At 40.1% G+C, this 26,969-nt stretch carries 25 protein-coding genes; 3 read left to right on the top strand and 22 right to left on the bottom strand.

The genetic code is table 11. From position 1 onward, the window contains the following. Window positions 1–212 precede the first annotated feature (212 nt). The 11 genes from UB51_RS08070 to UB51_RS08025 all read right to left on the bottom strand — a co-directional run bounded on the left by UB51_RS08070 (window position 213) and on the right by UB51_RS08025 (window position 10,233). Window positions 213–1,805 carry a basic secretory protein-like protein gene (locus UB51_RS08070; RefSeq protein WP_044876869.1) on the bottom strand — a complete coding sequence of 531 codons (1,593 nt, stop codon included), beginning with the start codon at window positions 1,803–1,805 and terminating at the stop codon, window positions 213–215. A 255-nt stretch (window positions 1,806–2,060) separates the two neighbouring features. Continuing rightward, a complete protein-coding gene (locus tag UB51_RS26950) occupies window positions 2,061–2,198 on the bottom strand; it encodes an adenylyl-sulfate kinase (protein ID WP_324607753.1) in 138 nt (45 codons plus the stop codon). Window positions 2,199–2,264: 66 nt separating this feature from the next. Then, window positions 2,265–3,362, bottom strand: a complete 1,098-nt coding sequence (locus UB51_RS08065; RefSeq protein WP_044876868.1) for a spore germination protein — start codon at window positions 3,360–3,362, stop codon at window positions 2,265–2,267. A gap of 530 nt (window positions 3,363–3,892) precedes the next feature. Further along, window positions 3,893–4,387 carry a GNAT family N-acetyltransferase gene (locus UB51_RS08060; protein WP_044876867.1) on the bottom strand — a complete coding sequence of 165 codons (495 nt, stop codon included), beginning with the start codon at window positions 4,385–4,387 and terminating at the stop codon, window positions 3,893–3,895. Beyond that, window positions 4,371–4,961: an MFS transporter gene (locus UB51_RS28805; protein ID WP_234405567.1), complete on the bottom strand. Its 591-nt coding sequence runs from the start codon at window positions 4,959–4,961 to the stop codon at window positions 4,371–4,373. The genes UB51_RS08060 and UB51_RS28805 overlap by 17 nt, the downstream gene beginning before the upstream one ends. After that, the gene (locus UB51_RS26310) at window positions 4,958–5,245 is read right to left on the bottom strand and encodes a hypothetical protein (protein ID WP_052675806.1); all 288 of its coding nucleotides are present in this window, start codon (window positions 5,243–5,245) and stop codon (window positions 4,958–4,960) included. Before UB51_RS26310 ends, UB51_RS28805 begins: the two co-directional genes overlap by 4 nt. A gap of 33 nt (window positions 5,246–5,278) precedes the next feature. Then, window positions 5,279–5,512 (bottom strand): hypothetical protein, encoded by a 234-nt coding sequence (locus UB51_RS26305; protein WP_052675805.1) that lies wholly within the window; start codon window positions 5,510–5,512, stop codon window positions 5,279–5,281. Window positions 5,513–5,594: 82 nt separating this feature from the next. After that, a complete protein-coding gene (locus tag UB51_RS08045) occupies window positions 5,595–6,533 on the bottom strand; it encodes a DUF4179 domain-containing protein (protein WP_044876866.1) in 939 nt (312 codons plus the stop codon). Next, window positions 6,526–7,071: a sigma-70 family RNA polymerase sigma factor gene (locus tag UB51_RS08040; protein WP_234405566.1), complete on the bottom strand. Its 546-nt coding sequence runs from the start codon at window positions 7,069–7,071 to the stop codon at window positions 6,526–6,528. The genes UB51_RS08045 and UB51_RS08040 overlap by 8 nt, the downstream gene beginning before the upstream one ends. 166 nt (window positions 7,072–7,237) lie before the next feature. Beyond that, on the bottom strand, window positions 7,238–8,653 hold the full coding sequence (locus UB51_RS28800) for a Gmad2 immunoglobulin-like domain-containing protein (protein WP_234405565.1): 1,416 nt from the start codon (window positions 8,651–8,653) through the stop codon (window positions 7,238–7,240). Window positions 8,654–9,051: 398 nt separating this feature from the next. Further along, window positions 9,052–10,233 carry a multidrug effflux MFS transporter gene (locus UB51_RS08025; RefSeq protein ID WP_044876865.1) on the bottom strand — a complete coding sequence of 394 codons (1,182 nt, stop codon included), beginning with the start codon at window positions 10,231–10,233 and terminating at the stop codon, window positions 9,052–9,054. Window positions 10,234–10,648: 415 nt separating this feature from the next. Between UB51_RS08025 and UB51_RS08020 the strand changes: the two genes are divergently transcribed. Together UB51_RS08020 and UB51_RS08015 are read left to right on the top strand one after the other, a co-directional pair. Beyond that, window positions 10,649–11,371 carry a MerR family transcriptional regulator gene (locus tag UB51_RS08020; RefSeq protein ID WP_044876864.1) on the top strand — a complete coding sequence of 241 codons (723 nt, stop codon included), beginning with the start codon at window positions 10,649–10,651 and terminating at the stop codon, window positions 11,369–11,371. Window positions 11,372–11,640: 269 nt separating this feature from the next. Then, window positions 11,641–13,914, top strand: coding sequence for a PQQ-dependent sugar dehydrogenase (locus UB51_RS08015; protein WP_234405564.1), 2,274 nt, complete (start codon window positions 11,641–11,643; stop codon window positions 13,912–13,914). Between the two features lie 201 nt (window positions 13,915–14,115). On the opposite strand, the gene UB51_RS08010 is transcribed toward UB51_RS08015, so the two are convergent. The 8 genes from UB51_RS08010 to UB51_RS07975 all read right to left on the bottom strand — a co-directional run bounded on the left by UB51_RS08010 (window position 14,116) and on the right by UB51_RS07975 (window position 23,530). After that, window positions 14,116–15,513, bottom strand: a complete 1,398-nt coding sequence (locus UB51_RS08010) for a protoporphyrinogen oxidase (protein WP_044879972.1) — start codon at window positions 15,511–15,513, stop codon at window positions 14,116–14,118. A 129-nt stretch (window positions 15,514–15,642) separates the two neighbouring features. After that, window positions 15,643–16,245, bottom strand: a complete 603-nt coding sequence (locus UB51_RS08005) for a TetR/AcrR family transcriptional regulator (RefSeq protein WP_044876863.1) — start codon at window positions 16,243–16,245, stop codon at window positions 15,643–15,645. A 336-nt stretch (window positions 16,246–16,581) separates the two neighbouring features. Continuing rightward, the gene (locus UB51_RS08000; RefSeq protein ID WP_044876862.1) at window positions 16,582–17,724 is read right to left on the bottom strand and encodes a serine hydrolase domain-containing protein; all 1,143 of its coding nucleotides are present in this window, start codon (window positions 17,722–17,724) and stop codon (window positions 16,582–16,584) included. A 211-nt stretch (window positions 17,725–17,935) separates the two neighbouring features. Next, on the bottom strand, window positions 17,936–20,554 hold the full coding sequence (locus UB51_RS07995; RefSeq protein ID WP_044876861.1) for an FtsX-like permease family protein: 2,619 nt from the start codon (window positions 20,552–20,554) through the stop codon (window positions 17,936–17,938). Then, window positions 20,551–21,234 (bottom strand): ABC transporter ATP-binding protein, encoded by a 684-nt coding sequence (locus UB51_RS07990; RefSeq protein ID WP_044876860.1) that lies wholly within the window; start codon window positions 21,232–21,234, stop codon window positions 20,551–20,553. Before UB51_RS07990 ends, UB51_RS07995 begins: the two co-directional genes overlap by 4 nt. A 148-nt stretch (window positions 21,235–21,382) precedes the next feature. After that, on the bottom strand, window positions 21,383–22,375 hold the full coding sequence (locus UB51_RS07985) for a sensor histidine kinase (protein WP_044876859.1): 993 nt from the start codon (window positions 22,373–22,375) through the stop codon (window positions 21,383–21,385). Between the two features lies 1 nt (window position 22,376). Then, a complete protein-coding gene (locus UB51_RS07980; RefSeq protein WP_044876858.1) occupies window positions 22,377–23,060 on the bottom strand; it encodes a response regulator transcription factor in 684 nt (227 codons plus the stop codon). Window positions 23,061–23,179: 119 nt separating this feature from the next. After that, complete coding sequence (locus UB51_RS07975; RefSeq protein WP_044876857.1) at window positions 23,180–23,530, bottom strand: hypothetical protein; 351 nt, start codon at window positions 23,528–23,530, stop codon at window positions 23,180–23,182. 282 nt (window positions 23,531–23,812) lie between these two features. Between UB51_RS07975 and UB51_RS07970 the strand changes: the two genes are divergently transcribed. Then, window positions 23,813–24,775 (top strand): hypothetical protein, encoded by a 963-nt coding sequence (locus UB51_RS07970; protein ID WP_052675804.1) that lies wholly within the window; start codon window positions 23,813–23,815, stop codon window positions 24,773–24,775. Window positions 24,776–25,025: 250 nt separating this feature from the next. On the opposite strand, the gene UB51_RS07965 is transcribed toward UB51_RS07970, so the two are convergent. Genes UB51_RS07965 through UB51_RS07955 form a run of 3 tightly spaced genes read right to left on the bottom strand, consistent with a single transcriptional unit; the run spans window position 25,026 to window position 26,665 of the window. Next, entirely contained in the window at window positions 25,026–25,805 is a 780-nt protein-coding gene (locus tag UB51_RS07965) for a DUF4097 family beta strand repeat-containing protein (RefSeq protein WP_044876856.1), read from the bottom strand. Further along, window positions 25,802–26,350 (bottom strand): HAAS signaling domain-containing protein, encoded by a 549-nt coding sequence (locus UB51_RS07960; RefSeq protein ID WP_044876855.1) that lies wholly within the window; start codon window positions 26,348–26,350, stop codon window positions 25,802–25,804. The genes UB51_RS07965 and UB51_RS07960 overlap by 4 nt, the downstream gene beginning before the upstream one ends. Window positions 26,351–26,353: 3 nt before the next feature. Beyond that, window positions 26,354–26,665 (bottom strand): PadR family transcriptional regulator, encoded by a 312-nt coding sequence (locus UB51_RS07955; RefSeq protein WP_044876854.1) that lies wholly within the window; start codon window positions 26,663–26,665, stop codon window positions 26,354–26,356. Window positions 26,666–26,969: the final 304 nt, after the last annotated feature.

Here is a 26,969-nt window from a genome sequence, read left to right as displayed (position 1 = left end):
TCTATATTCCATAAATGGAGCTTGTTCTATACGGAATTAGTCATACCTCAATCCGCAACGGTTTCAGCTAAACTCAAACAGCGCGCACCGATTGTGTATCGGCACGCGCTGCTTACTCGTAGTAGATTCGTTACAACATTATTCTATTATCTAATCTCGAAGCATAGGGTGTTCTAGATTGATGAGTCAGGGTTACTTTAGGCTCAGCTTTATTAATTAGGAAGTGTCGCTTGATATTGAGTCCAGAGCGTATTCACGTCTGTTCCGGTAATCAATTGAAATTGACTTTCTTTCCACAATTGAACTTGATTCGGGTCCACGAGTCCGTAAGGCATCAGAGTCGCATTCAGTTCACGAATGAACCCTCTTTTTTTGGTATCCTCAATCCAGCGAATAAAGTTCGCTGTTCCGTTATTCTGCCAAGTTCCACCCTTGGTGGCGGTGTAACGGTCATGGTAACCCACTACATAGCGTAGGCTATCAGCTATAGCTTCCACATCAAGTCCACTATATTGATAAGCATGACCCAATTCATGGTAAAGGATGCCGATAATTTCCTCGCGCATTGATTTTGTGGGACTAGCTACGAAGCTACCTAGATACTGTGAACTTATGCCGAGCGTCTTCAGCTCACTGTCTCCCGAAATCCAAGCAACCCCAGGGACATCATCAATGGTCACCAGGATTTTCTTTACGCTAGACGACTCTGTAGAATTATTATATAACATTTCGTTTACTTTACGTATGATCACCAATATATCTTCTTCGGCATTGGGAAGAGCTTGATCGAATAAACTTCCGTAGCCTGCTGAATCAAGATTTTGTACTTCGATGACCGGGTTCACATCATGCCACATATCATTTGTACGTGAAAATTCAACTTCACCCAATTGCAAGACATAGCCGCTATGATTCTTCAAATTGTTAAGCCTGTAATATTGAAAAGCCGTAGTATTGTTATTCAGAATATAATGATTACGCTGATGCCGAACTTTGAAAGTCTCATCGCTTTTCGTGTCTAGAGTCGTCCAGTTAGTATTATCATTGGACCCCTGCAGGACCCAGCTCTTCGGATCACCTTGGGGCGTATTGTTAGCCGCCGTAAGTGCGTAACCATCGATCGTCACCTGCTCGCCGAAGTCGAACTGAAGCCAAGCGGTATTGTCATAAGTTAGCCATTTGGTAACGCTTGTCCCGTCCACCAAGTTCGCTTTGATATCGGTAGGCGCATTTTCTCCGCTACCCGTAACCGTAGGCTTGATCGTGTTCCATGTCTGTACGCTGCCATCGAATAGTTTGACTTCGGACAACTGCAGCATGCCGCTTCCGTACTGATTAGTAAAGTCATCAAACTTCACAAATTTATAAGCAGTTGTATTCGTAAATGAATAGGTTTTGGTTTGATGTCGGGAGGAAAAGCTTTGATTCTGCTGTGTATCCAGCACAGTCCAGATAGACCCGTCATTGGAGCCTTTTAATACCCAGCTTTTCGGGTCTCTATAAGGTTCATCCTCTGCGGATGTAATGGAGTACGAAGTAACGATATTCTCAGTAGTGAACTCATATTGCAGCCATGCTGGGGAATTTAATGATAACCATTTCGAAAAAATGGACTGGTCGAACGCCTTATCCTTCCCTTGGTGTGATCCAATCTCTCCACTAGCCGTTGCCGTCCCGCTTACAGCCAAGTTTTTCAGTACAGTGGTTGGAGTCGATTGGGCTGCTACCGCAGCCGGGATGAATACGTTGTTACTGAAACCTAATCCTATCGCTGTCGCTAAAATAAGTATTCCTAATTTTTTCATGTTTCGTCATCTTCCTCTTTTCTTTAATCGTAATATTTAATATATGTAAATACATTTAATACCTTATTATACATACCCTCCCTCCTCGATTGGTAAAATATATCACGAAAAATAAATTATTCATAGAGATATTGTCGTAAATGAATCGATACAATCAATTCCAAAGTATCTGTAAGATTTCGTAATCAGAAAAAATACGAATATCGAAGAAAAGAGCCCGGCATATTAAGTGCCGGACTCTTTTCTCACAGAAATCTATACGTTTGGATGAACCCGGATATATTCCGAACGGTCGCCGGGGCTGAAGCCGAGCCCTCGATTCAAGCCGTAACGGAGATTATCGCCACCCAAGATATAGCTATGGATTTGGCGATTGTGAAGTTTGATTTCCACTTCATCCGCTAGGATGATTTACCGGTTATTGATAATGCTATCGATAACGGTTTCATGCTATTCATCTTACTTTACACCTCCCTTTTTGAATATTTTTGCGATTAGAAGAAGGAGTACGGGTAATAACCCGAACAAATAGATAGAACTATTTCCAACGAAATCATCAAAATCAAATACTTCATTCATATTTTTGGGTAGCAGAGCAACGACGAATATGATCGGCAATAAGCCGTATATGATAGGTTTAATTTTTTTTTTGAACAATTGAGCCAAACCCATCGATGCAGCATAATAAGTAATCGTAAATGTCGCGAATATTTGCATGATCCAAATAACAAGTAAGAAGAACTCAAATCTTTCAAAAAGGAGGCCCGTAATTTCAAAACTTCGCATAAGATCAAGTGTTGGCCAAGTACTTCTTACAACTCCATCAATAGACATTGCACCAACAGCTATAATTAAAGCAAATACATACAGAACTAAGGGTATTGCCGTACCTATAATCACAGCCTTTACACCCTTTTTGGGATATTGCATAACCGCCGTGAGAATGAACATGATCTCATAGCCTGTAAAAGCAAGTATGGTTGATTTCAATCCCCTAATGACAGGAAAGATTCCCTCTCCTAACACAGGACGTAAATTATCAATATCAAATAATTTGCTGCTCAAAGACAAGCAAATTATAAAAACAATAACCGTAATCGGTAATATAATCTCAAACAACCGAGCGATTGGTTTGATTCCACCCGTAATTAAATACAGTCCAATCCACATGAAAGACATAATGATTGCCCACTGAGATGTACCTTCAAGTAAATACAACATGATCACTTCAGACATGACTCTGATCTGCAACGCAGACGTAGTAACAAAATAAATGATCATCACCATAATCAAACAACTCCCGATCCAACTTCCTACAATTTCTTTCCCAAATTGATAAATGGTTTTACCAGGAAATTGCTGACACAGTTTCACGATACATATTCCTGCGAGCATCATAATCAACCCGCCCACAATAATAGATATCCAACCATCTGGGGTCTTAACGCTCTCAGTTAAAGTTCTTGGAAGAGTAAGAACCCCAGTTCCAAGCATATAGCTACTAACTATAACTGTTGTTTGTGCCGTTGTTATCTTATCATCTGTACGGGCAAACACAGAATCCTCCTCCTTCTTGACGCGCTCCCATTTATTTTTCACGGTCAAAATCCGTAGTCTGAGTCTTCATCATGAGAGATCGGCGCTTTATCACCGAATGGGCAAACGGAATATAAAGTCTTTCAAGTGTCATCTGATGAATTCTCAGATCATCATTAGTACAATGTAGTGTTACCATAACTCTCCAAAAAATACAAAAAAACAGGTTCCATTATACCGATAATCCAATATCAAGCAATAGATAAATGGCTAGATATCTATATTGTGTTATGAATCCCATGATCCACTTCATCATGTGCGCTTGTGCTACATCCGGTTATACTGGAGGAGAGGATATCATTTTCATTATGATGTTAATAATAAAAATGCAACGTATTCTGGTAATAGCGAAGCAAAAAAAATCGATTACATAGACATGTAATCGACCCTAGGAATACGTATAAACGCTCTTATCAAATAGTTGAACGACCGGCCAATACCCTCTATATGAACCTCTTTCTTCTCTGATTAATGCATTATATATTTCATCTTTAAATAAAAGGTCTATTCCAAAGAGACAATCTTAAAATCAATTGTTCTCCAAGTTGCCCCATCTTTCTTCTATTCGTGTCCTTATATCCGACCTTTTCATACAGCTTTTGTGCAGGGATATTCCTTTTATTTACTGCTAAAACGATCTCATTACATTCAGGAAATTCTTGATCTACAAAGCCTTTTAAAAGCTCCATCCCTTTCTTTGCGTATCCTTTACCTTGCTGAGCGTAATTTATTGAAAGTGCAGTTAACAACATAGAGTGTGGATTTTCAGTATATTCTTTAACTATTGCACTTGAATGCAATACAAAAAAACCCACTAATTCATTTTTACTCAATATTACAATAGGGTGCCGCTCGTGAGTTATTTCCAACATTTCGATGGGTAATGCAGTAAATTGTTCTTGTTCTTCCGGTAATATAAATGCCTTAAGAGACTCAAAATTTTCAGGTTTGTAAAATTGTAATTCTACCTCATATAATGTCTTCATACAGAACCTCCAAGTTTGACTTATGGATTTTTTTGAATTTTTTTGGCTCTCGCAAGAAGCAAAGACAAACAAACGTGGCAAAAGCTAGTCCTCCGCTTGCCATTAAAGAAACGGAAAATGCCCGTACATAATCTGATAGATGTGCTTCGATAAGAGATTGCCCCAACGAGACAGAGAACAATATACTGATCAACGCCACCCCTAAGGAATTTGCCAAATACATAAATGTAGTAAACAAGCCCGAACCCGTCCCAGCATCCTTCATTGGTACTACGCTGAGAACGACGTTGACAAGCGGCGTAGTGATCATACCGAGACCGAAACCATATATTAATAATATCAATATATTTCGGAAATGCAGCATATTCATTGCATCACAACATGCAGCGACCCAATGAGTAACATGCTGCAGCCCCCCATCACCAGCGCACCTATTTTCAGCACAACCATCCCCCATCTGCTGACAATGCGAGACGATACCAAGGAAGTTAAGAAATAACCGATGCCTAAAGGCAGAAAGACCATACTTGTGGATTGAACATTGTAACGCAATATGATAATGATTATCATTCATCTTTGGATTGCCGTAGTCTCCGGATAACGATCAATATTTCCGTGATGATGTCTAAGCCAAGTTTCCATTTGCTGTTTCTCCGACAGATCTTCGGCATAATGCAGCAGTTCGTTAGGAGTTAGCCTTATTTCCAGCAACTGATTTCGGATTCCTGCCTTTTTCTCTTCATATACCTGAACATCCTCTAGAAATAGAACATTGCCTGTTTGATTATCCGTGTGGCTTTCCTTACCGTTCCATTCGCAATAGATTTCGCCGCTTACGCAATAGCTTAATTCGAACAACGGACAAGCCTCCTGGATGTGGAGCTTCATATCTTATTCGAATGTAATATCCGTATACATGATCTCCATACCTGGACGAATCCGCGTCCGTGTAACGCTTCCCTTGCCAATATGTGAGGGGATGGTAAGCCGTTGTTCCCATCTGTTTTGCTGAACATGCCCCTCTGTTAGTCTAGTAAATTGATCAAAAAGATCATGAATCTCCATATTTAATATATTTAAGGTTATCGTATACCTCTCTTTCTTACCCTTTTGTATACGATGCATTGTACTCTATCCCTTGATTCACTACAACATCATAAAAATCCATAAAAATGATTAGAAACACCATCACCTCAGTGCTGTTTTTTTATTCATTTTCAGCAGAAATGGACTCCGGAATCTGTAGGGATGATCGTTTTTCAATAAACAACGAATCCTCAAAACCATATTCAGTCTGAATTCGTTTCATCTGAGCCAACGCCTCAGCTTCCGTATTGTAATATCCAGCCTCCACCAAGAATGAGCCTTGCCGATCTTTCAATACACGCAAGCCCTCTAACCCATACAGCATTTCTTCAGCCGAGCCTAGGCCCTCTCCATAGGGTAGTGAAGCGGTTCGTAGAGAGTAAACAGGCGGAAGATTTACAGAGTTCTCCGCATCGGATGTCAGCTTTATGATAACCTGCGCAGGATCCTTGTACTCTTTCACCTCGTAGGTAACCGGCTCTTTAAACGTGACATTAAAGCGAATTGCTGAATCGTCCAACGTAATGATTTCATAAGCATCTTGAACATAGTTACTTTGCTTCAACGTTTCAAGATCTTTGGCTGCGGAGAATTTCCTTGCCCCGCCAACCGAAATTGTCATCGTATTGGGGTACTCCGTAAATTTCATGTTAAACGAGCTTGCCATCTGCTGTGCTTCACTGTTTTGTACAAAGTTCAAAATAATATGATCACTGTTCTCCAGTTGCTTCACCGTAATAAAATTAACGTCTGTCCCATCCTGAATTATTCCGCCTTCGGCGCTTCCTTTGGAGAATTGCAATACACTCACCAGCTTGCCGAGTACCGGCACCTGTTCTAGACTAGCTGCGAAGGCAGGCAACGTATTGACGCTGATCGTAAAAGAAATCAACACACCCGCTACAGTTGAGCCTATCCATTTCACGCGGCGTTTTGTCGCGCGTATTTTCTGTTTATGAAACTTGCCTCTCTCAATTCCTTTACGAGTGGCCAAAGACAGTTCTTCAAAAATTTCAATATCATTATAGGCTTGCTGTAATCGTTTCAGTTTCTCATCCAAAGTACTCACTCTCCTCCAGATTTATTTTTAATTTCTCTAATCCTCGGTAGATCATTGATTTGACAGAACTCAGCGGCATATCCAATATATTTGCTATTTCCTTCAGCGGCATATCCTCAAAGTACCTCATTACAATCACGATTCTTGATTTTTCATCAAGGACGCTCAGCGCTTCATTTAAATCAATCGCTTCTCCTCTATCTTCTGGGACATAACTGACTTCAGGATCTTTATCCATAAAAATGATTTTTTTGGATTTACGAATATAATCCAATGCACAGTTTACGGATATTTTTATGATCCACGTGCTAAAATATTGCGGCTTCTTTAATTTATGAATGGAGATAAAGGCTTTGTAGACAGTCTCTTGTACAATTTCCAGCGCATCATCCTTGTTCCTCACATATGAGAATGCCATCCGGTATAAACGCCCTTGCATTTCGTCAATGAGTAAGGTAAAACTATCTTCATCACCAGCAATCGCTTTTGCTGCCAGCTCTGTCTGCTTCACGTATTGCACTTCCTTCCATCTTGTCATTTATATAGATTTAACCACCACGCATGTAAATATGATGACCCATCTGCCGTTCAAATCATGTTCTTCTTTGTGTTAGGGAAAAGGAGATTCCATCACTGTTGCATAATGTAACAGTGATGGAATCTCCTTGATTGCCGTTCATTATACGTGGAGGACCAAACGACAATTATTTCAGAGCTAATGTCTGTTTATTTATAACAGCGCCGCTCTCTGCATCTATTTCGAACAATTCTAATGTTAACGGTCGCTTGCCGTACAGCTTGCTTTTTGGAATCGAAATCGTTTGTGAAATCGTACCCCATTCCGGTCCACCTTGCGATGCCGTGCCGAAGCCTTTGACTATCACTCTCTCACCTTGCTTCACGGCATATTGATAGGTACCCTCGAATACGCTGGCTTCGCCTGTCACTGTATATTCAATCGTTGTTTTTGTTGCAGGAGTTAGCTTAATATTACGAAACACCTTGTTGTTTCTTGTTTTACTTGCGTTCAATGGAACAGTTAATTTATTTACGGCAGCGCCACTCTCTGCATCTATTTCAAATAATCCCAGCGTTAACGGTTGGTTACCGTTCAGTTTTCTTTTTGGAATCGAGATGGTTTGTGAAATCGTACCCCATTCTGGTCCACCTTGCGATGCCGTCCCGAAGCCTTTAACTATCACACGCTCACCTTGTTTCACGACATATTGATAGGTGCCCTCGAATACGCTGGCTTGGCCTGTCACCGAGTATTCAATCGTTGTTTTTGTTGCAGGAACAAGCTTAATATCTCGAAATACCTTGTTGTTTACTATTTTAATTGCGTTCAGTGGAACAGTCTGTTTATTTACTACAGCGCCGCTCTCTGCATCAATTTCAAACAATTCCAGAGTTAACGACTGCTTGTCGTACAATTTGCTTTTTGGAATCGAAATCGTTTGTGAAATCGTACCCCATTCCGGTCCACCTTGCGATGCCGTCCCGAAACCTTTGACAATCACGCGCTCACCTTGTTTCACGGCATATTGATAGGTACCCTCAAATACGCTGGCTTGGCCTGTCACTGTATATTCAATCGTTGTTTTTGTTGCAGGAGTAAGCTTAATATTATGAAACACCTTATTGTTTCTTGTTTTACTTGCGTTCAGTGGAACAGTCAATTTATTTACGACAGCGCCGCTCTCTTCATCTATTTCAAATAATCCCAGCGTTAATGGTTGCTTGCCGTACAGCTTGCTTTTTGGAATCGAGATGGTTTGTGAAATCGTACCCCATTCTGGTCCACCTTGCGATGCCGTCCCGAAGCCTTTGACTATAACACGCTCACCTTGCTTCACGATATATTGATAAGTTCCCTCAAATACACGGGCTTTACCTGTCAGCTTGAATTGTTCGATTCGATCCGTTTTAATGTTGCGAAACGTTGCGGATGCTTGTTTGTTGGTTGTTTCAGTTGTGGCTGCTGGTTTTGACATTTGCTGCTGTGAGCTTTGTCGAGTCTGCGCCTCGGAATGATCTGCCCGGGCTATGCTCTGTATTCCGGCGAATATGGATCCGACTAATACTGTAGTAGTACATATTGCAATGACTTGTTTTTTCATGTTTATAATCTCCTTATGTTGTTTTGTATGTTTTCGTAGCTTCATGAAGTTTACATGGATTAGACGCGCGGTTTCTCTTAAAAGACGCAAATAAATGAATGGAATTATTTAACTATATCATTCGGACAACTTTTCAGTTGAAGCAACCGCCGTTTACAGAGCAAGGGACTTTTCTTAATTTAGTGCTCCTTGTTCATAGATATAAGTAGGAATTGGGTCTCAAAATAAGCTATAGGACCAATATAAAAAATGGCAGTCCAGAACATTAAAATAAAGTTCTAGACTGCCATTTTTATTGAACTGTTGATCCCACAAAGGTGGTAAGGGCCCCGTTTCACTTCTCCTTTTAGGCACAATAGAGAAAGCACTTTTCAAACAAGTTACTTTTACAGAATAAGTTATTCCTTTACAATAAACCTTTTACCAAGCAACCACATTCCGCCACTTATAACTAAGAAATATATAGGCATCGTCATCAATGAACCATTATGAAGAGAGCTCATTCCCCATGTCGTTAAGCTAACTAGCAAGTAATATCCTAAGCTAAATATCGCGCCTGCTGTGCCCACAACATCATGAAAATTGACAAGGGCAAGACTTAGACAATTAGGTAAAGCAATACCAGCCCCCATTAACATGACAAACATGGTTATTAAAATACATACGATAACTATTATATTCGGCAACGTTACTAGACTACTCGCGAATGTTAATAGTAAAGCCCCGATTGTCATAACTAGACAACCGATATGAATGATCTTTTCTGGTACATAGACGGACAATAATCTTTTTGAAATCATTGCACCAACAATCGACGCTAAGGCTACAATAATGCCTAGAAAACCATAGACTCCCGGCGATATATGAAAGTGTTCAATGAATATAAAGGGAGCTTCAGCATAGTAACTGAATAAAACCCCATTTATGCCGCCGATTAGTAACCCAAACACCAGTACACGTGGTAATAAAAGCATTCTTTTAATGATAGGTAGAATAGAAACCTTTTTTCTTATGGAAACATCAGTTGTTTCTGGCAGTTTTAAAAAAGCATACATAAACAACAGTGCGCTCATAATCACAAGCGTAAAGAAAACGGCTCTAAAGCCTAGAGCTTGGTCGACCCATCCGCCAATAAGTGGCCCTACTGCAGGCGTAAAAGCAATTACAGCGGATATTTGGGCAAACATAACATGTCGTTTATTTCCTGATATACTTTCACGAAGAATCGTTTGTGTAATTATCGATCCTGTTGCTGCTCCAAATGCTTGTATGAAACGGCTGACAAGAAGTAAACTAATTGATTCAGAGTAAAAACACATCAAGCTTCCGATACCGTATACAATGAGGCCACCTAGCATGGCAGGCCTCCGTCCGATAAAATCAGAAAGCCATCCCCAACAGAAAACACCAAAAGCAAATCCGATAAAATATATACTTAAAGTTAACTGTACGGAACTATTTGAGACACTGAGTGCTGCAGAAATATCTGGTAAAGATGGTGTGTAGATTGTCTCACTAATTTGTGGAAAAGCCACAAGAACAATCATTAAAAGCAAAGATGGTGCTGCATATTTTTTCATTTTATTTTCGCCCTCCTACAAGCTTATATCCTAGAAATACAACAATATAAGCTTAGCTAGGGAAATGGGGGCATCATTATTGCAAGACGATTATATATCATCATTTTTAAAATCACCTTTCATTTTTTATATAGGAGGGTTTACTTAAATGACTACTAATGTTTCGGTTAAGATAAAATTACTATGTTCGCTAATGTAAGTCAAGATTTGGAGGCTTTGCTAATGAGAGGGACGATAGGGAATATACAACCTGTATCATTAATATTACAACATTCATGCAAGTGATAAGGTTTTTTGTAAATTCACGTAGATATGAAACGTAAAGTTTATCATTATACTTTAATCTTTTAATTTAATGTTTGTTTAACACAAGTTCATTTGGTATAGTAAAAATCTACTTAAGGGGGAACAGACAATGGACTACTATAAGCCAATTGAGATTGCTAGAGAGCTCAACATTAGTACGAGTGCTTTGCGACATTATGAATCTTGGGGAGTCATTCCAACACCCACTCGTGCTGCCAATGGTTATCGCCTCTATACAAAGGTGCATTTGGCTTATTTTCGTTGCCTTCGTGCAATGTTTCCCGGATTTGGTGTTGCAATCACTTGTAATGTGCTTCGTCACATTCAAAACGGTGATATGGACACAGCATTCTGGATTGTCAATAAAGAACAAGCCAATCTACAACAAGACAAAATCGTTGCCGACCAGACACTTGATTTACTTCAAGATACTGAACTACCACTTATTTCAAGTAAAAAGATGAAAAACGATATGACCATTGGCGAAGTCGCTACTCTTACCAATGTACAAGAGTCGGCGATTCGACATTGGGAAAAGGAAGGACTACTATCACCAGAACGAGATCCTGATAATGGATACCGAATTTTTACGCCAATACATATACGGCAAATTTTGCTCATTCGCACATTGCGACGGACAGTCTACTTTTTGGAGAATATGAAGGAAATTGTTCGGGCTGTAGAACATCAGAGCATTGAACAAGCAAAAAAAGTCACAGAAAATGCGCTGTTGAACATCCATCAGCGCAATCGTCAGCAATTTTATGGCGTTCATCAATTGGTCGTACTTTGCAAAGAGGTCGAGTTATCATTATCTCCCCCATGGATTTAATGATATATTCTGAGCCTAGCGTGGGCGCTACTTCCTCATGGATTGTAGCCTCCGTCTAAAATTATTTACATTATAAACCAATCATTTTCATCCAACATAATGGAAAACAAAATAATTTCTATTTCTTTGGAATTGTATTCCTTTTTTATCCAAATGTGTTAAAGTATAAATTGAAAGTATAAGCGGTTTAATTTTGAGGAAGGAGGATTTCATTGTCTGTCAAAGCCATCCCCTATCGTCATTCCAAAAACTAAAAAGGAAGTGTATCGATGATGATTACACGAAGCAAAATTATGGCTTTAAGTCTCTGCATTTGTATGCTACTCACTTTATTGCCTACATCAGGCTTCGCCGAGGCAGAGGTTGAGGTTGAGGTAGAAACTTCCGCAGGAGCTGTGCCGAATCCGTGGAAGCAACAAAATATCGGTTCGCCGGCAATGACGGGTAGCGCTTCTTACGATCTGGCTGCTGACCAATTTTCCGTAAGCGGCGCAGGTACGGACATTTGGGGTAAATCGGATCAGTTCAATTATGTGTATCAGCCCTGGACAGGAGACGGCTCAATTGTTGCCCTTGTCTCTTCTCAGACAAGCTCACACGATTTCGCGAAGGCGGGTATCATGATAAGGGAAACGCTGAATGCTGATTCCAAGCATGTCGATTTGCTATTGACGCCTACTAACGGGTTCACATTCCAGTACCGGACTGAAACAGGTGGAACTTCCCAAAGTGAGAAAATAGCCTCGACGAGTCCAACCTGGGTAAAGCTGGAACGCAAAGGTAACATCATCAAAGGATATGTATCCAACAATGGGCTGAACTGGGGCGATTTGGGCAACTTGACCATCAACATGAATGCCTCGTTGTATGTAGGATTGGCTGTCACCAGCCATAATGTATCCAATTTAAGCACGGCCACCTTTGACAAAGTGAAAGTAAATGCCACCGGTGATGTGTTCCCACCTACCGAACCGACAAACTTACAGGCAAATAGTGTAACGGATACAACGGCTAACATATCGTGGACCGCATCGCTGGATGATGTTGGGGTCAAGGACTATGACTTGTACAAAGACAATGTATTGACGCAAGCGAATGTAACGAACACTACCTATACCTTTACCGGCTTAACGCCGGATACCACTTATAATTTCACTGTCAAGGCCAAAGATGCGGCAGGGAATATTTCCAATGCCAGCAGCCCTCTAACGGTGAAAACGACAAACCAAATTGATACGCAGGCCCCGACTGCCCCTACAGGACTTGTAAGCTCAAGCAAAACATCCTCGACAGTCAATTTAACCTGGACGCCATCGACAGACAACGTAAGCGTGTATGAGTACGATATTTATAGAAATGACACACTAGCCGGCAGCGCACCTGCGACATCCTTCAATGTGACAGGACTTACGGCAAATACTACGTACAATTTCACCGTGAAAGCAAGGGATTTAGCAGGAAATATATCCGTAGCAAGCAAAGCGTTGTCTGTCAAAACCAACCCTGCCTCTTCCGATCCTTATACACCAGAGGTAGTCGCAAGCAATTTAGAAACGCCATGGGCTATCGCATTAGCACCAGATGGACGGATATTCTTTACAGAACGTAATAGTGGCAGAATTCGTGTCGTTGTGAACGGGGAATTGAAATCAACACCAGTCATGACTCTAGGCTCCCCTTTTTATTATATGCCTAAGAGCGAAGGTGGCTTATTGGGAATAGCGCTAGATCCCAATTTCGCCACCAATCATTACATGTATATCTACCATTCCTACAAAACATCCGATAACAAAGTGGCCAATCAGGTTGTTCGCCTTAAGGAAAATAACAACAAAGCAACATTGGATAAGGTTCTTATCACTAATCTTCCAGGTGCGGTCTATCATAATGGCGGACGTGTGAAAATAGGCCCTGACAACAAACTGTATTTCAGTGACGGTAACTACGGAAATAAAGATGATACACTGACTTACCTTGGAGGAAAAATGTTCCGCCTGAATTTGGACGGTACCTTTCCAAGCGACAATCCGTTTGGTTCTTCCTCTCCGATTTATAGCCGGGGGCACCGGAATCCTCAAGGATTAGCCTGGCAGCCTGGCACGAATCGTCTCTTTGTATCGGAGCATGGTGAGTCCTCTAAGGACGAGATCAACTTCATCCAACCCGGTAACAATTACGGTTGGCCCAAATATGAGGGCGGTAATCAGAATCAATCAGGAATTACGCCTCCGCTTATTTATGCCAATGGCACAACCTGGGCACCCTCTGGCATGACTTTTGTAACCCAAGGGCCATGGGCAGGGAATCTGCTAGTAACCAATTTGAAAGGCAAACAGATTATTCGCATGGTAATTGGAGAGCAGAACGGCAAGCCAACGATCAACAGCAGTAATCTTAATTATTTGTATGTGAATAAATACGGCCGCATCCGCGACATTGTCGAAGCGCCGGACGGTTCGCTTTATTTCGTCACTAGCAACAATGGCGATAAGAACGGGGACGGCACTCCGGATAAACTTATTCGATTGGTACCTAACTTCTAGCGAATATGAATAATTGTGTCATTTACCCCTGAAAAAAATCCATCCCTAAAATCAACAAAAACCCTTATGAAATAAGGGTTTTTGTTGATTTTAGCAGCGTTTTATTGAGTTTAACTCAGAAATGCTCATGTCCCTCGAGCGGATATCCCATTATTGTTTCTACCATACCTTTAGACTCCTTCAGGTGCAAACTACTGTATATCAGGAATTCGAACTAACTTGCTCCATGATAAGCTTTGCTGTCGTCTCCCCATTCGCAATGCAATCTGGAATACCCACACCATAGTAAGAACATCCGGCAAGAATTATATTAGGATAACTATTAGCCATCTTCTTCTCAAGAGACTCTACGATCTGATGATGACGGATGTGATAATTCGGCATGACATCATGCCATTTCGTCACATCGTAGGATATAGGTTGGCCTGTAATGCCAAGACTGGATTGAATGTCTTGCAGAGCTACCTTCAGCAGCTCCTCTTCCGAGAGCTTGATGAGCGTATCATAATAAGGTCCTGAGCTCTTGTAAAAGAGTCTGACGAGCAGACGCTGATGTTCTGAAGTATGCGCCCATTTGCGGCTTGTCCACGTGCAAGCATTGCATTTCACATCATCGCTATTAGCTGTTATGAATCCCGTTCCATCCGCAGGTAGTTGACTGTCAGGGATATCAAATCCCAGATATATACTGATTAGAGAGCTGTTAAATAATTGATTGAAATCCTCATCCAGTTGTTCGTCTTGAAGCAGAGCTTGTGCTGTAGAATGCATCGTTCCCATTACAACAATATCAGCATCTACAGTACGACCATTAGCAAGAGATACACGGTACTGATCCCCTTGTTTTTCTACTCTCTCTGCCTGAACACCCTTAATGATCTCCGTATCAGACAAATGCTCCTCCATGGAGTCAATCAATGCAGATACCCCGTCTTTGAAAGACATGAACTTCTTATCGCCATTCCCTTGAAATTTAGCCTTATTCGCGGATAAACCTTGAATAATACTGCCATATTCATTCTTATAATCAATTAAATAAGGAAGTGTTGATGCAATCGTAAGATCATCCAATTTACCAGAATAGACACCTGAGAGGACAGGTGAAATTTGCTTCTCAACAAGTTCTTTTCCGAAGAAAGCTTCTAGAAATTCACCAACTGAGTCATCTTTCGTGAACCTGTCATTCGGAGTGTATAAATCTTTCAGAGCTTCTACCTTTCCTTCGGCGGAGATGAGTTCCGTCTTGGCAAGCGACTCGATACTTAGCGGTATTCCAAAAACAGCATCCTTCGGAATCTGCGTAAGCTTACCCTCGGTGTAGATATAAGATATTCCTGTTGCGTTATATACGACCTCATCTTGAAGACCTAACTCTTCAATTAGGGGAGCGACATTAGTCTTACGTGTCACAATAGAATCTGCACCCGACTCTATCGTGAAATCTCCATCATGTAGCGTTCTGATCTTTCCACCTAGTCTATCACTGGCTTCAACCAGTACGATGTTAACGTCCAAGTTGTTATTTTGTATGGATTTCTGTAAATAGTAAGCGGTGGACAATCCGGTCATTCCCCCGCCGATCACGACGACTGTTTTCAAAGCGATAACACCATCTTCCATTGTTAATTAGAGCTGTTTCAATGCAATTTAGTACATTATATCATAGCGGATTAACGGAAATAGCATATAGATCGTGACATTAATCAGACAAAAATATACTTTAATTAACTACTTACGAGGATTATACACCTGGTAGGATGCAAGTGTGATCTTCAGTAGCTGACGCGAAATCTCTTCCTCTGACTGCCGCATTCCGTTCTGAAGCCAGTATTTATATACTCCAATGGCCCCTCCAATAATCCAATTCACAAGCAAATCCGATTCGATATCTGGATGAACGTGGTTCATCCGGCGCATAACATGATGCAAGGATTGACTCATTTGGTTGTGAAGTCGATTGGATAAGTCAGGCACTCCATGGGTCAATAGCATGATCCTGTAGAAATCGCAATATTTCTTGATATGTCCTACGGACAACCTGATCGTTTTCATATATTCGGCCGAAGGCCATTGAGAGTGTGTAACCGCTTGTATTCCTTCAATAATATCTTCATATTCGGATAGCACGTCCTCGATGAGCTCGGAAAGAAGTTCCCCTTTGGTTGAATAATGGTCATAGTATGTAACCCGGTTTACGCCGGCTTTTTCAGCGATTTCTTTAATCTTGATCTCGTCGAAGGTCTTAACATCCAGAAGTGAAAGTAGCGCTGATTTGAGTAACTTGCGGGTACGCACAACACGAACATCTGGGTAATCGTGTACTTTGGACATAGAGTCACCCCTTATTAATACGCTTACATTTTGAATCTATGAGTTGCTTAGACTACATATTCGGACAAACTGTCACACTAACAAAAGTAGTATGTTGTTATGAGTATAAACGACACAATGTCACCCTACAATGGAAAATTCATTAATGACTAGAAAGGACGTATTAAACACTTGCCGATACTCTCTAAGTTGGGGTGGTGATGGCTCTCGTTATAGAGACCCTTTCCATCTCCTATAGAGCCCGGTGCGGGATATATACGCCGGGCTCTTCTGTATGTTATGTTACAAAGCCATAAAAAAAGAGGCTACCATCTGGTAGCCTCCCACTGTCATATATTACATCAAGCTCGACCAAATAATTTGTTTCGTGCCGAGCACTGACTCGGGCACCCAAGAATAAATGGAAGGTACGAACAGGACGACAATCAATTTTTCCACCGGATCGACGAAAAATCCTGATCTGCCTGCACCTTCCAGTTGGAAGGTCCCCTCTGACTCAAAGGTAAGATTATTAATGGCAAGGTCAAATCCTAGTGCATGACCTTTGTCCTTGATTTGACCTCCCCAATGGTATGCCGGAACATTGAATAGATGGCGTCGGGTCAGCAGATCCACAGATTTTCTTCCAAGGATGCGCTGACCTTCAAAGGTTCCCCCATTAAGGAGCATTTGTCCGAATTTCCACATATCAAACAGGGTAGAATATAGGCCACTGTCCGAACGTGGAGGTGTAGATGAACTATCGTCTTGCGCGCACAGTCTCTCGATATCCATTTTGTCTACCGTACACACCTCCGAATGCAGATGCTCGGGCACGTCAAAAAAGGTCCGTTTCATCCTGAGCGGTTGAATGATGTTCTCTATCACATAGTCTTCATACTTCTTACCGGATATACGCGAGACGATCTCACCAAGTAGAGCAAAGCCCACTGTGGAATAGTTATAGGCATCCCCCGGTTGGCAAACGAGCGGGCCCTGCAGCACTTTGCGGATCCAGTTCTCCATACCATTCGCGCCCCACCACTCCCGCGGATAGGGTTCATTATAGTACCCCGTCACCGGTAAAATACCGGACGTATGCGTTAACAAGTGAAACAGGGTGATATCCTTATGCACAGGAGTATTGAACTCTTCCAAAATAGTAGATACAGGTAGATCGATGTACAGATTACCGTCCTCTATCAATTTCACGATGGATACACTTGTAAACGCCTTCGTAATTGAAGACATCTTACGAAGGGAATCTGGTTGCAAGTTCCCCTGTTCTGTCGCTCCATGAAGTCTCCCCATCGATTTCCACGCTGCGATTCTTCCATGGCGTGCAACAAGATAACTTGCCGCTTGAATTTTTTCCTGCGAAATTAGATTCTGAAAGTGGCTTTCCAATTTATTCAGTTGTTGGGTGTCAATCGCTACCTCCTCAGGTGATGCATCCAAAACTCCCTCCGTTATTTTCAAGTCGATCAGTAATTCGCTCATTGGCTCCCTCCACTTCCTTTAGATACTAACAATGGATATATTCTACATTAGTGTTCTTGATACGTCTATATGAATCTAGTCACTTCTTTGCAAAGTGTAAAAAATTATTCATTTGTATCCTATCTCACACAAAAAGAGCAGATTGATACCCATCGGTATGCAATTTGCTCTCAGCATCATGTTTCGTTTCAAGCTGCCTCCATCATAATGGTTATATACTTTCCTGTTTTAATGCATCAATAATATTTTCTTTTTTCACTTTTGAGCTGGCGTATAGCATTGCTGAACTAACCATGATAAATACAGCAACAACGACATATACAATACTTGTCCAAGGCAGAGTGAATCCATAGTCAAAACTGTTCATCAATGCCCTGTAGATCAAATACATGACTACTATACTGATCGGAAGCCCATAGAGTAACGATTTTATTCCATAAAATATACTTTCATAATTTATCATCTTGTTAAAGCCTTTTGGCGTCATCCCAACAGATTTCAACATCGCAAATTCTCGTTTTCGAAGTGATATGCTCGTCGAGATCGTATTGAAAATATTCGCAATCGATATCAACGTAATTAATACGATGAAACCATAAGCAAATACCGACATTAACATGACCATCTGTTCATCCTGTTGTCTATTTTGATACACATTGTGAACATATATATTACTTTCTTTCATTTCCTCAATGTCCTGTTGCGTTGCTAATGGATTCTTACTCTTCAGGTAAAGATAGGTCTCAATGTCGTTAATCATCTTATCATTCGTTAGTTTGTCCATGACTTGTTCGGAGACAATGATATTTAACCCGCCTACCTCTACTGAATGAATACCCATTGGGAATTGATCTGTCAATGTGGCGATTTCTACTTTGTTTAAATTCGTCTCTTCTTCGGTTTCCCAATCTTTATAGATTAAATCAATGACTTGTCCAATTTTCGTTTGAATAGCCTTCGTTTCTACATATTTCCCTGCTTCCTTATCTTCATAGGAAATCGTATCAATCACAATGGCAGCTAAACGTTTCGGGTCAATTAGTTGATCATAATCTGTACCGACTGCTTCTGCATAAGCTTTTAGTTTCTGTTCATTTAATGCATTTAACTGAATATAGTAAGGGTATTTTCCGTTCTTAAGGATACTATGATCATTTTTCACATTCTTTTTCAATTCTTCTGCAATCGATGCCTCTTCAATCCAAGAGGTTACATACATACGTTGTATATCGCTATATTCTGTTACACCATCAAGGGTTGCTATCGATTGTATCAACCGATCTTCTTCCTTATCAGTCATATCATTGCCCATATAGACCTGAATATCATAATTCACACCCTCTTGTGAGACATCTTGTGAGAGCTCGAGGGATTTTTCCAAATTGGATGTGAAAAATGATACCGCTAAAAACAGAACAATGCTAATGATAAGTGAGAACACCGTTGCTTGGTACCTGCGCTTGTTTCTCTTTAAGTTTTTCAAACCTATTTCTGCTTCGATTCCGAAAAGCTTGCGAATAAATTTGGACGTTTTTACTGCTTTACCTGTAAGCTTAACATCCGTTGTTTGTCGAATCGCATCAATAGCAGAGATCTTAGATGCTCTTTTTGCTGGTAGATACGTTGAAATAAAGATCGTTAGGATCGAAACCGCACTAGTAATCCATAGGGACAATGGTGTGACGGACACCGTTAATGTTTCTGTTACCCCTAATGCTCCTTGGATCATGGAGTTAATGAACCAAAAGGTAATACCGATCCCGACAAGACCACAAATGATTCCAATGGGAATACTGATCAAGCCAATCACTGCACCTTCAAAAAACACCGAATTTCTCTTCTGCCTTTTCGTAGCCCCCACACTCGAGAGCATCCCTAAATGACGAGAACGTTCCGAGACGGAAATAGCGAAAGCATTATATATTAACGAAACGGAACCAATAACAATGACTGCCATAATGACCGCTGACAATGAAACGATCGTGCTGCGTAAGCCGTCGTTATTCGTCACACCATAATAACGTAATAAATTTTTATTGAAACCAATGTCCTCAATGTTGTTTGTCTTTGCCAAATCCTTTGCATGAGTATATAAGGATCTTTTGACCTTATTTAATACAACCGTCGCATTCACTGTATCGTCCGCACCCAACATGCTCTCATCCACATAACTTAGGATTGTATACCCCGGCGCCCATGTCGGTTCCCATGTAGGACGCTTAATGAAGCCTACAACAGTGTAACTTTCAGCTGTTATATTTTTTATCGTTTCAGTAATCGTATCCTTGACCGATTGTAATGCGTCATTCTGCGTTAGCGCTTGACCACCATGCTCTTCTTCAGTCATGAATCGTTCGCCAACATCAAGTGTCAACGTATCACCAATCTTGTATTCAATTTTGGCATTCGAAGCAATTTCCTCCGAAATAACAACTTCATTATGTGCATGGGGAAGTCGCCCCGAACTTAGTTCAATCGGAAACTGTGTAAAACCTTGTGTATTATATTCCTTGATAAACAAATATGGCTTGTTTTCATTGTGTCCCCCTTCTAAAGGGGCATAGCCACGGTCTCTTGAAACCACAAGTGCTTTTGTTGCTTCATCGGCTTTAACCGCTTCAAGCTGAGCTTTGTTCACATCTTTGTAAAAGACATGCCATTCTCCATCACTTGCGATTTCTTGCTTTTGCATTAAATTCATAAAAGATACACCAAGCGTTGAAACAGCCGTTACCATAGCCACTGAAATAATGACGCCTATGATTGTAACAAGTGTACGTCTTTTATTTTGCTTCAAATGTCGTACTGTTAATTTATTAACAATGTTCACGGACGAATCACCTCATCCTTGGCAATCCTTCCATCTTCAATGGTAATGACTCTATCCGCTTGTAGCGCAATCCGTTCATCATGGGTAATGATGATTAGCGTCTGATGAAAGGTTTTATTAAACATTTTTAATAGGTCTATGATTTCATTACCATTCTTACTGTCTAGATTGCCGGTTGGCTCGTCTGCTAGCATAATCGCAGGATTACTAATTAACGCTCTACCAATTGAGACACGTTGCTGTTGTCCGCCAGATAGCTGATTGGGTAGATGATTTAAGCGATTGCCCAAATTTAAAGTCTTTACGATATCATCAAACTGCTTCTTATCTACCTTATGTTCATCAAGCAGTAAAGGTAGTTTAATATTCTCCTCAACGGTTAGAACGGGAATAAGGTTATAAAACTGATAAATTAAGCCGATTTGTCTACGTCTAAAGATCGCTAGCTGTGTTTCATTAAGCTCATAAATGTCCGTGTTGTCAACGAGTACTTTTCCACTTGTTGGTCTATCCACTCCACCAAGTATGTGCAAAATCGTCGATTTCCCTGAACCTGATGGACCGATAATCGCGACGAATTCCCCTTTTTTTACCGAGAAAGAAACATCATCAAGTGCCTTTACCGCCGTTTCGCCCTTCCCATATGTTTTAGACAGATGTTCTATTGTTAATATATCCATGATAAGACCTCCATTTATGCTGATGAGATCAGTATATCTGCCTAACATGACTTTAAAGTGACTCGAAAATGACAGTCTAGTCACTTAGGCGATGTCGAGCCCCGTCGTCGCACTTGGCTTGACCATCCGCCAATTTCATTTAAATCACCTATTTGTAAAACTTAATACGAAACTGTGTACCCGTTCCTCTTTCACTCTTAACCTCAATATCACCGTTCTGACTTGTAATAATGCTGTGAGCCAGAGCAAGCCCAATACCGATGCTATCTTCGCTTGCATTCTTACCTTTATAAAATCGTTTGAAAACATAGGGTAACTCTTCCTTCGGGATTCCCTTACCGTTATCTGCAATGATAACTTCCGTAAACAGTGTATTTTCTGAAAAAGAAATAAAGATCTCACCACCTTCATGTGTGTGCTCGACACTATTCTTCAGAATGTTGATTACGGCTTCGGCTGTCCAATTCAGATCACCCAGAAAAGAGACGGTATCTTCACCCTTAATCGAAACTGTTTGTTCCTTAATGTCCATCGGAATCAGCACGGGCTCTAACGCTTTTTGAAGAAGCTTTTTCACCGAAATGCGATCTTGTTTAAATTGTACCGTTCCGGCGTCAATTTTCGAGAACTTTAATAACGAAGAAACAAGCCACCCGATCCGTTCGAGCTGAATACGAATATTGCGTGTAAATTCCGTTCTTTTCTCTATAGGTAGCTCGGGTTCACTTAACAAATCTGCCATTACCGTCATGGAGGTAAGTGGGGTTTTGAGCTGATGAGATATGTCGGAGATAGCATTGGTTAGCTGGACTTTATCATGTTGCAATAGTGACTTCTGCTCGGATAGCATTAGCGTCACTTTATAAATATCGTTCTTCAGAATACTAAGTTCACCCTCTTGATTATCACGAACATCAAGCGAATAATCACCACCACTAATTTGGCGCAAATATCCAGAAAGTTTTTCGAGTTCGCGATATCTCCATCTCGTAAATACCAAACTGCATCCAATGAGCAGAGCTGAAGTGATTAAAGTGAGCACTGCCGCAGCAAGCGAGACCATAACCAATACAATTACCGCCACTATACTGATCGAGCACATCGTTAGCAATAACATGAGGATTTCTCTATTACGTAGCATGCTAATCACCCACCTTATAACCCAAACCGCGTACTGTTTTGATAATCGTGGGATTCTGCGGATTATCCTCTAACTTTTCCCGTAACCTTTTTATGTAGACGGTTAATGTATTATCATTCACGAAGTCTCCTGCCACATCCCATATCCTCTCTAAAAGTTGATTTCTTGAGAGAACCTGTCCAATATGGTTAGCGAAGATAAGTAATAAGCGATACTCTAAGGCAGTCAATGCAATCTCATCGCCATTCTTATAAACTTTACCTTCAAGCGTGTTAATCCGGACATTTTCTATCTCAATAATTGATTTGGTCTGAGTCTGTTTATGATATCTCCGTAACACCGATTTGATCCGAGAGAGAAGCTCACGAATACGAAAGGGTTTTGTTATATAATCGTCTGCTCCCATATCAAGCCCCATCACAACATTAACCTCATCATCAATCGCTGTTAAAAAGATGACGGGAATATCGCTCCGCTCTTTCACTACTTTACACAATTCATAGCCACTACCATCTGGCAGCGATATATCAAATAAACATAACGTGAATTGATCTAACTGTTCAGCTAGCACTTCTTTAGCAGATGCAACATCATAGCAAAGAACCGTGGAAAATTGATCTTGTTGTAGCGAATATTCAAGTCCTGATGCGATCGTTTTATCATCTTCCACAAGCAAAATTTTCATTTGAAGATCACCCTAACTTATTTTTACTTTGAGAATACGCATGATGACAGTTATTGTATCATATTGGATAGGTTGATAAACAAAATGCCGCCCAATGGCGGCATTTATACATGTTAAGTTCAATTAAGAATAAAAGAATCTATGTCATCATATCGAATATCGATCTGCTCTCCGGTTGTCTTGACAAGATAGATATTATCAGGAGCATTGTTAATACTTCTGCCACTAATTAATAAATGGTATTTACCTTCAATTTCATATTTACGAATGTATAATCCTGAACCAATGTCTTCAAAGGGATAACCTTCAAAATCGTTCCACGATAACACTTCACCTTTTTTTGCTAAAGATCGCAACTTATCTAATGACAATATTGTATCGTTATCACTATCATAATTAATGTCACAAGCAGAAAATGTAACCAGTACAATAAAAAATATTATAGTCATGATACTATGCTTATTTTTCATTCTTGGGTACCTTCTTTCTATGATTTTTCATTCCTTGAAGTAACCATCAAATTTCAATGTAATGATAACACACATTAATTATTCCATACATATGATTTATTTGTATTATATTATTTTATTTACAAAATAAAACAATTATGACATATTATTTATAGTTAAAGTTGATAGACTGTTTACTTTTTTTTAACTACTAACAAGGAGGTGATTACTAGTGAAACTAAATCAGGATGTGTAAAGGTTTTATTTTAACAACAATTTAATTATTCCAAGGAGGAGAGAAATATGAAGAAATTGTTTTCAGTTCTTTTGTCTGTAGTAATGCTGGCATTACTCACAAATCCCATTTTTGCTAGTCCTAATGTAAATAATAAGGTCATTTATACTGGAATCGCTTCCACTTTAACTACTTATTCTACTCATACTCAGGAATGGATGAAGTGGTCAAACAGCTTAACAGAAGAAGAACAATTGCAGGTCAATTATAGACCAGCCGAGTTTACTTCATTAAATGAAAACTTCATTTCTAACCAAGAAACTCCAACAGGCAATGCAGAATCGAAAAAATTCATTGATCCTTTAGCAAATTTTTCTCCTGATACTCAGGAATGGCTAAAATGGTTTAACAGTTTACCAAAAGAAGTACAATTGCAGATTAATTATAGACCAGCTGAGTTTGCTTCACTGACTAAAAGTTCAATATCTTTCCAAGAAACTCCAAATAGTCCCGCCGAATTAAAACAATCATCTAAAGAACCACCAATCGTGCCATTTGCTCAATCCATGCCAACAGGAGGGTGGGAACATCCATATTCACCTAGTACATGGGCAAACTTAACAGATAAAGCAAATTGTTATGCTTATATGTTGAATGTATCTACTTATTCAGGACATAAATTACAGCCAGGCGAACTTGCTGGGAGTCAGTTTACGAGTCTAACTACATCCAACATCTATAATGCTACTTTAGCAGATATGCCTTACTTAGGTAAATCTATTAGTAATTCTTCTTACTCTGAAGTTCCAGGTTATCATCAATATAAAGTGGCCTTAGTAATTTCGCCAGGCTATGACTATCACTGGTATAGACAAGATTCTGATGGTGGTTGGTCACATAAACGTGGACTTACTGCAATTGATTATAGAGATGCTAGTTCAAATTTTATTGTTGATCCAAACACAGCTAACCGTAATTATGGTGACCTGAACTATTCTACATGGGGCGGCTATTACATGGTAACTTACTAAATTTGGTAACTATGTAAACTTAAATTCATTTATTATAAAGTGCTTACGCTATGCAATCATAAATTGCGCATGTGAGAGCCGTTTAGCTGTACATTCACTGAAAGGCGACCAACCTCATCATGCCAGATGTACCACAAAAAAGACCAGCACGAATTTCGTGGTGGTCTTGCCGTCCAAAATCATCCATTCACAAACTGTATAGATCGCAGACTACTTTTGTCATTTTAAATAGAGATCACATGCCTAATGGTTAATGATCTGCCATCAATAGTGCCAAGTCGCCCACTTCCGCCGATAGTTTAACATTCGGTCCTCCAGTCCCTACTGAACCGTCTTCAGCGTTGGGTAAGCCTGGAAAATCTATTGTTCGTTCGCCCAAACCATTCCTTAACTCCGTTTGGATAGCTTCAGGCGCAATCTCCGTTGTTACCGTTATATTTCCAACTGATGTTTTTGCTTCTATATCATTCTCGACGGATTGCAGTTGTACGTAAATATCCCCAGCTCCCGTTACACCGTTAATGATCCCTTGCAATTGCTTGCTTGTTATATTGCCAACACCTGCTTCTAAGAACGATCGCTTAATCTGCACTCCCTCAACGTCTATATCCGCTGCTTCCGTCTGTACCTGAAGTCGTTCAAAGTTTTTCTGCGGCAATTGAACCAGAAGTTCATAATCACCAGAATAGAGTACAAATATTCGTGTCTTTTCCAATTCGTTTGCTTCTATGGTGACCTGATTTCCATTCTCCTCAACCGATAATTGGAAGTCATCTGCCCATCTCTCTTCTGACTTGCCTTTCATATGAACTTGAATTTCTGTACCGTCATACGGTACGATATTAACATTAGCCGTATTAGAATTGACGTGAATATCAGTTACGTTAGCAGCAGATACTGAACGCGATTGATCAATCACTGCTAAATTAAACGGAGATAGATTGAACATGTACAACAGGACGTTTCCAATGATGGCTACTACAACCAAACCGAAAGCGATTTGGATGATCTTTTTCGTATTCCACTTCAACTCTCATTCCTCCTTACCATTCTCAGATTGAACTTCAAATAGTTAATCATCCATTTATAATAAAGAGTCGTGATTTTCAGCGCCCCTAGAAGTATGAGTAGACCAATACCGACAAGACCGATAATAGAAAACAATTCTTTGACATACGTGAATGTGAAGCCGTCTTGGATTAACAAGAGAATGGGAGAGGCTAACAGAAAGATAGAGCACGCAAACAATGCAACAAGAACTGCTAAACCCAAAATAAATGGAGCTAAAACAAACAATAAGTTCAGAACTCCTAATCCCAATGCGGCAAACACGGCTCTCGTCACGCTATTCAATGATGGATTCACTTGCGCCTTAGTAATTTCATATTGAACTAATATTTCCTTCGCAATCACATGAGGTTCCCCGAAACTTTGAATAGTGTCACTCTCCGTACGACCTCTTAATCGTGCTTGTTCAAAATGCTCCTCATAATCTGTTAATATTTCATCCTGTTCCTGTTTGGGGAGTATTGTTAAATATTTGCGAATTTCGGCTAAATAGACCTCTTTGTTCACCCCTTACTCCTCCTCAGTCATTTTTTCTACGCCTTTAGCAAATTCCTTCCATTCCATAACGAGTTCATTTTTTAGATCCAATCCTTTTGGCGTTAATTTGTAGTACTTCCTTGGGGGGCCCTCTGTTGATTCCATAAGATAGGTGGAAAATAACCCTTCTTTAGTAAGCCTTCTTAATAACGGATAGATCGTGCCCTCTGAAATCTCAAAGTTTTTTGAAATTTCTTCAACCAATTCGTATCCGTACATATCTTTCTTGGCAGTCAAGCTTAATACACACAATTCCAATACACCTTTTTTAAACTGTACGTTCATAAGTACACATCACCACTTTGCTTAGTACTATATTTTGCAAGGTACCACTAGAAAGATATTACTTTTGTTTTACAAATAATGCAACTTCGATTGCTAGCGAAGGAAACCACAACTGTTTCACATTATAAAAAAGCTAATAAAAGAACTAACCCATTCGGCTATTCTTTATAGACTTTTTCCTTAGAGATATGCTAACCTATGGGTGGAATCACTTGGAATAATTTGGAGTAATTTTTTTCGAGCAAACGTTTGCACCTACATTGTGACACTTCAAGTTGTATACGGACCCCCACAATGAAATGAT

The organism is Paenibacillus sp. IHBB 10380 (assembly GCF_000949425.1).
Lineage (GTDB): Bacteria > Bacillota > Bacilli > Paenibacillales > Paenibacillaceae > Paenibacillus_AQ.
Note: the sequence above shows the minus strand (reverse complement) of the source record. Positions and strands in the feature narration are given on the sequence as shown.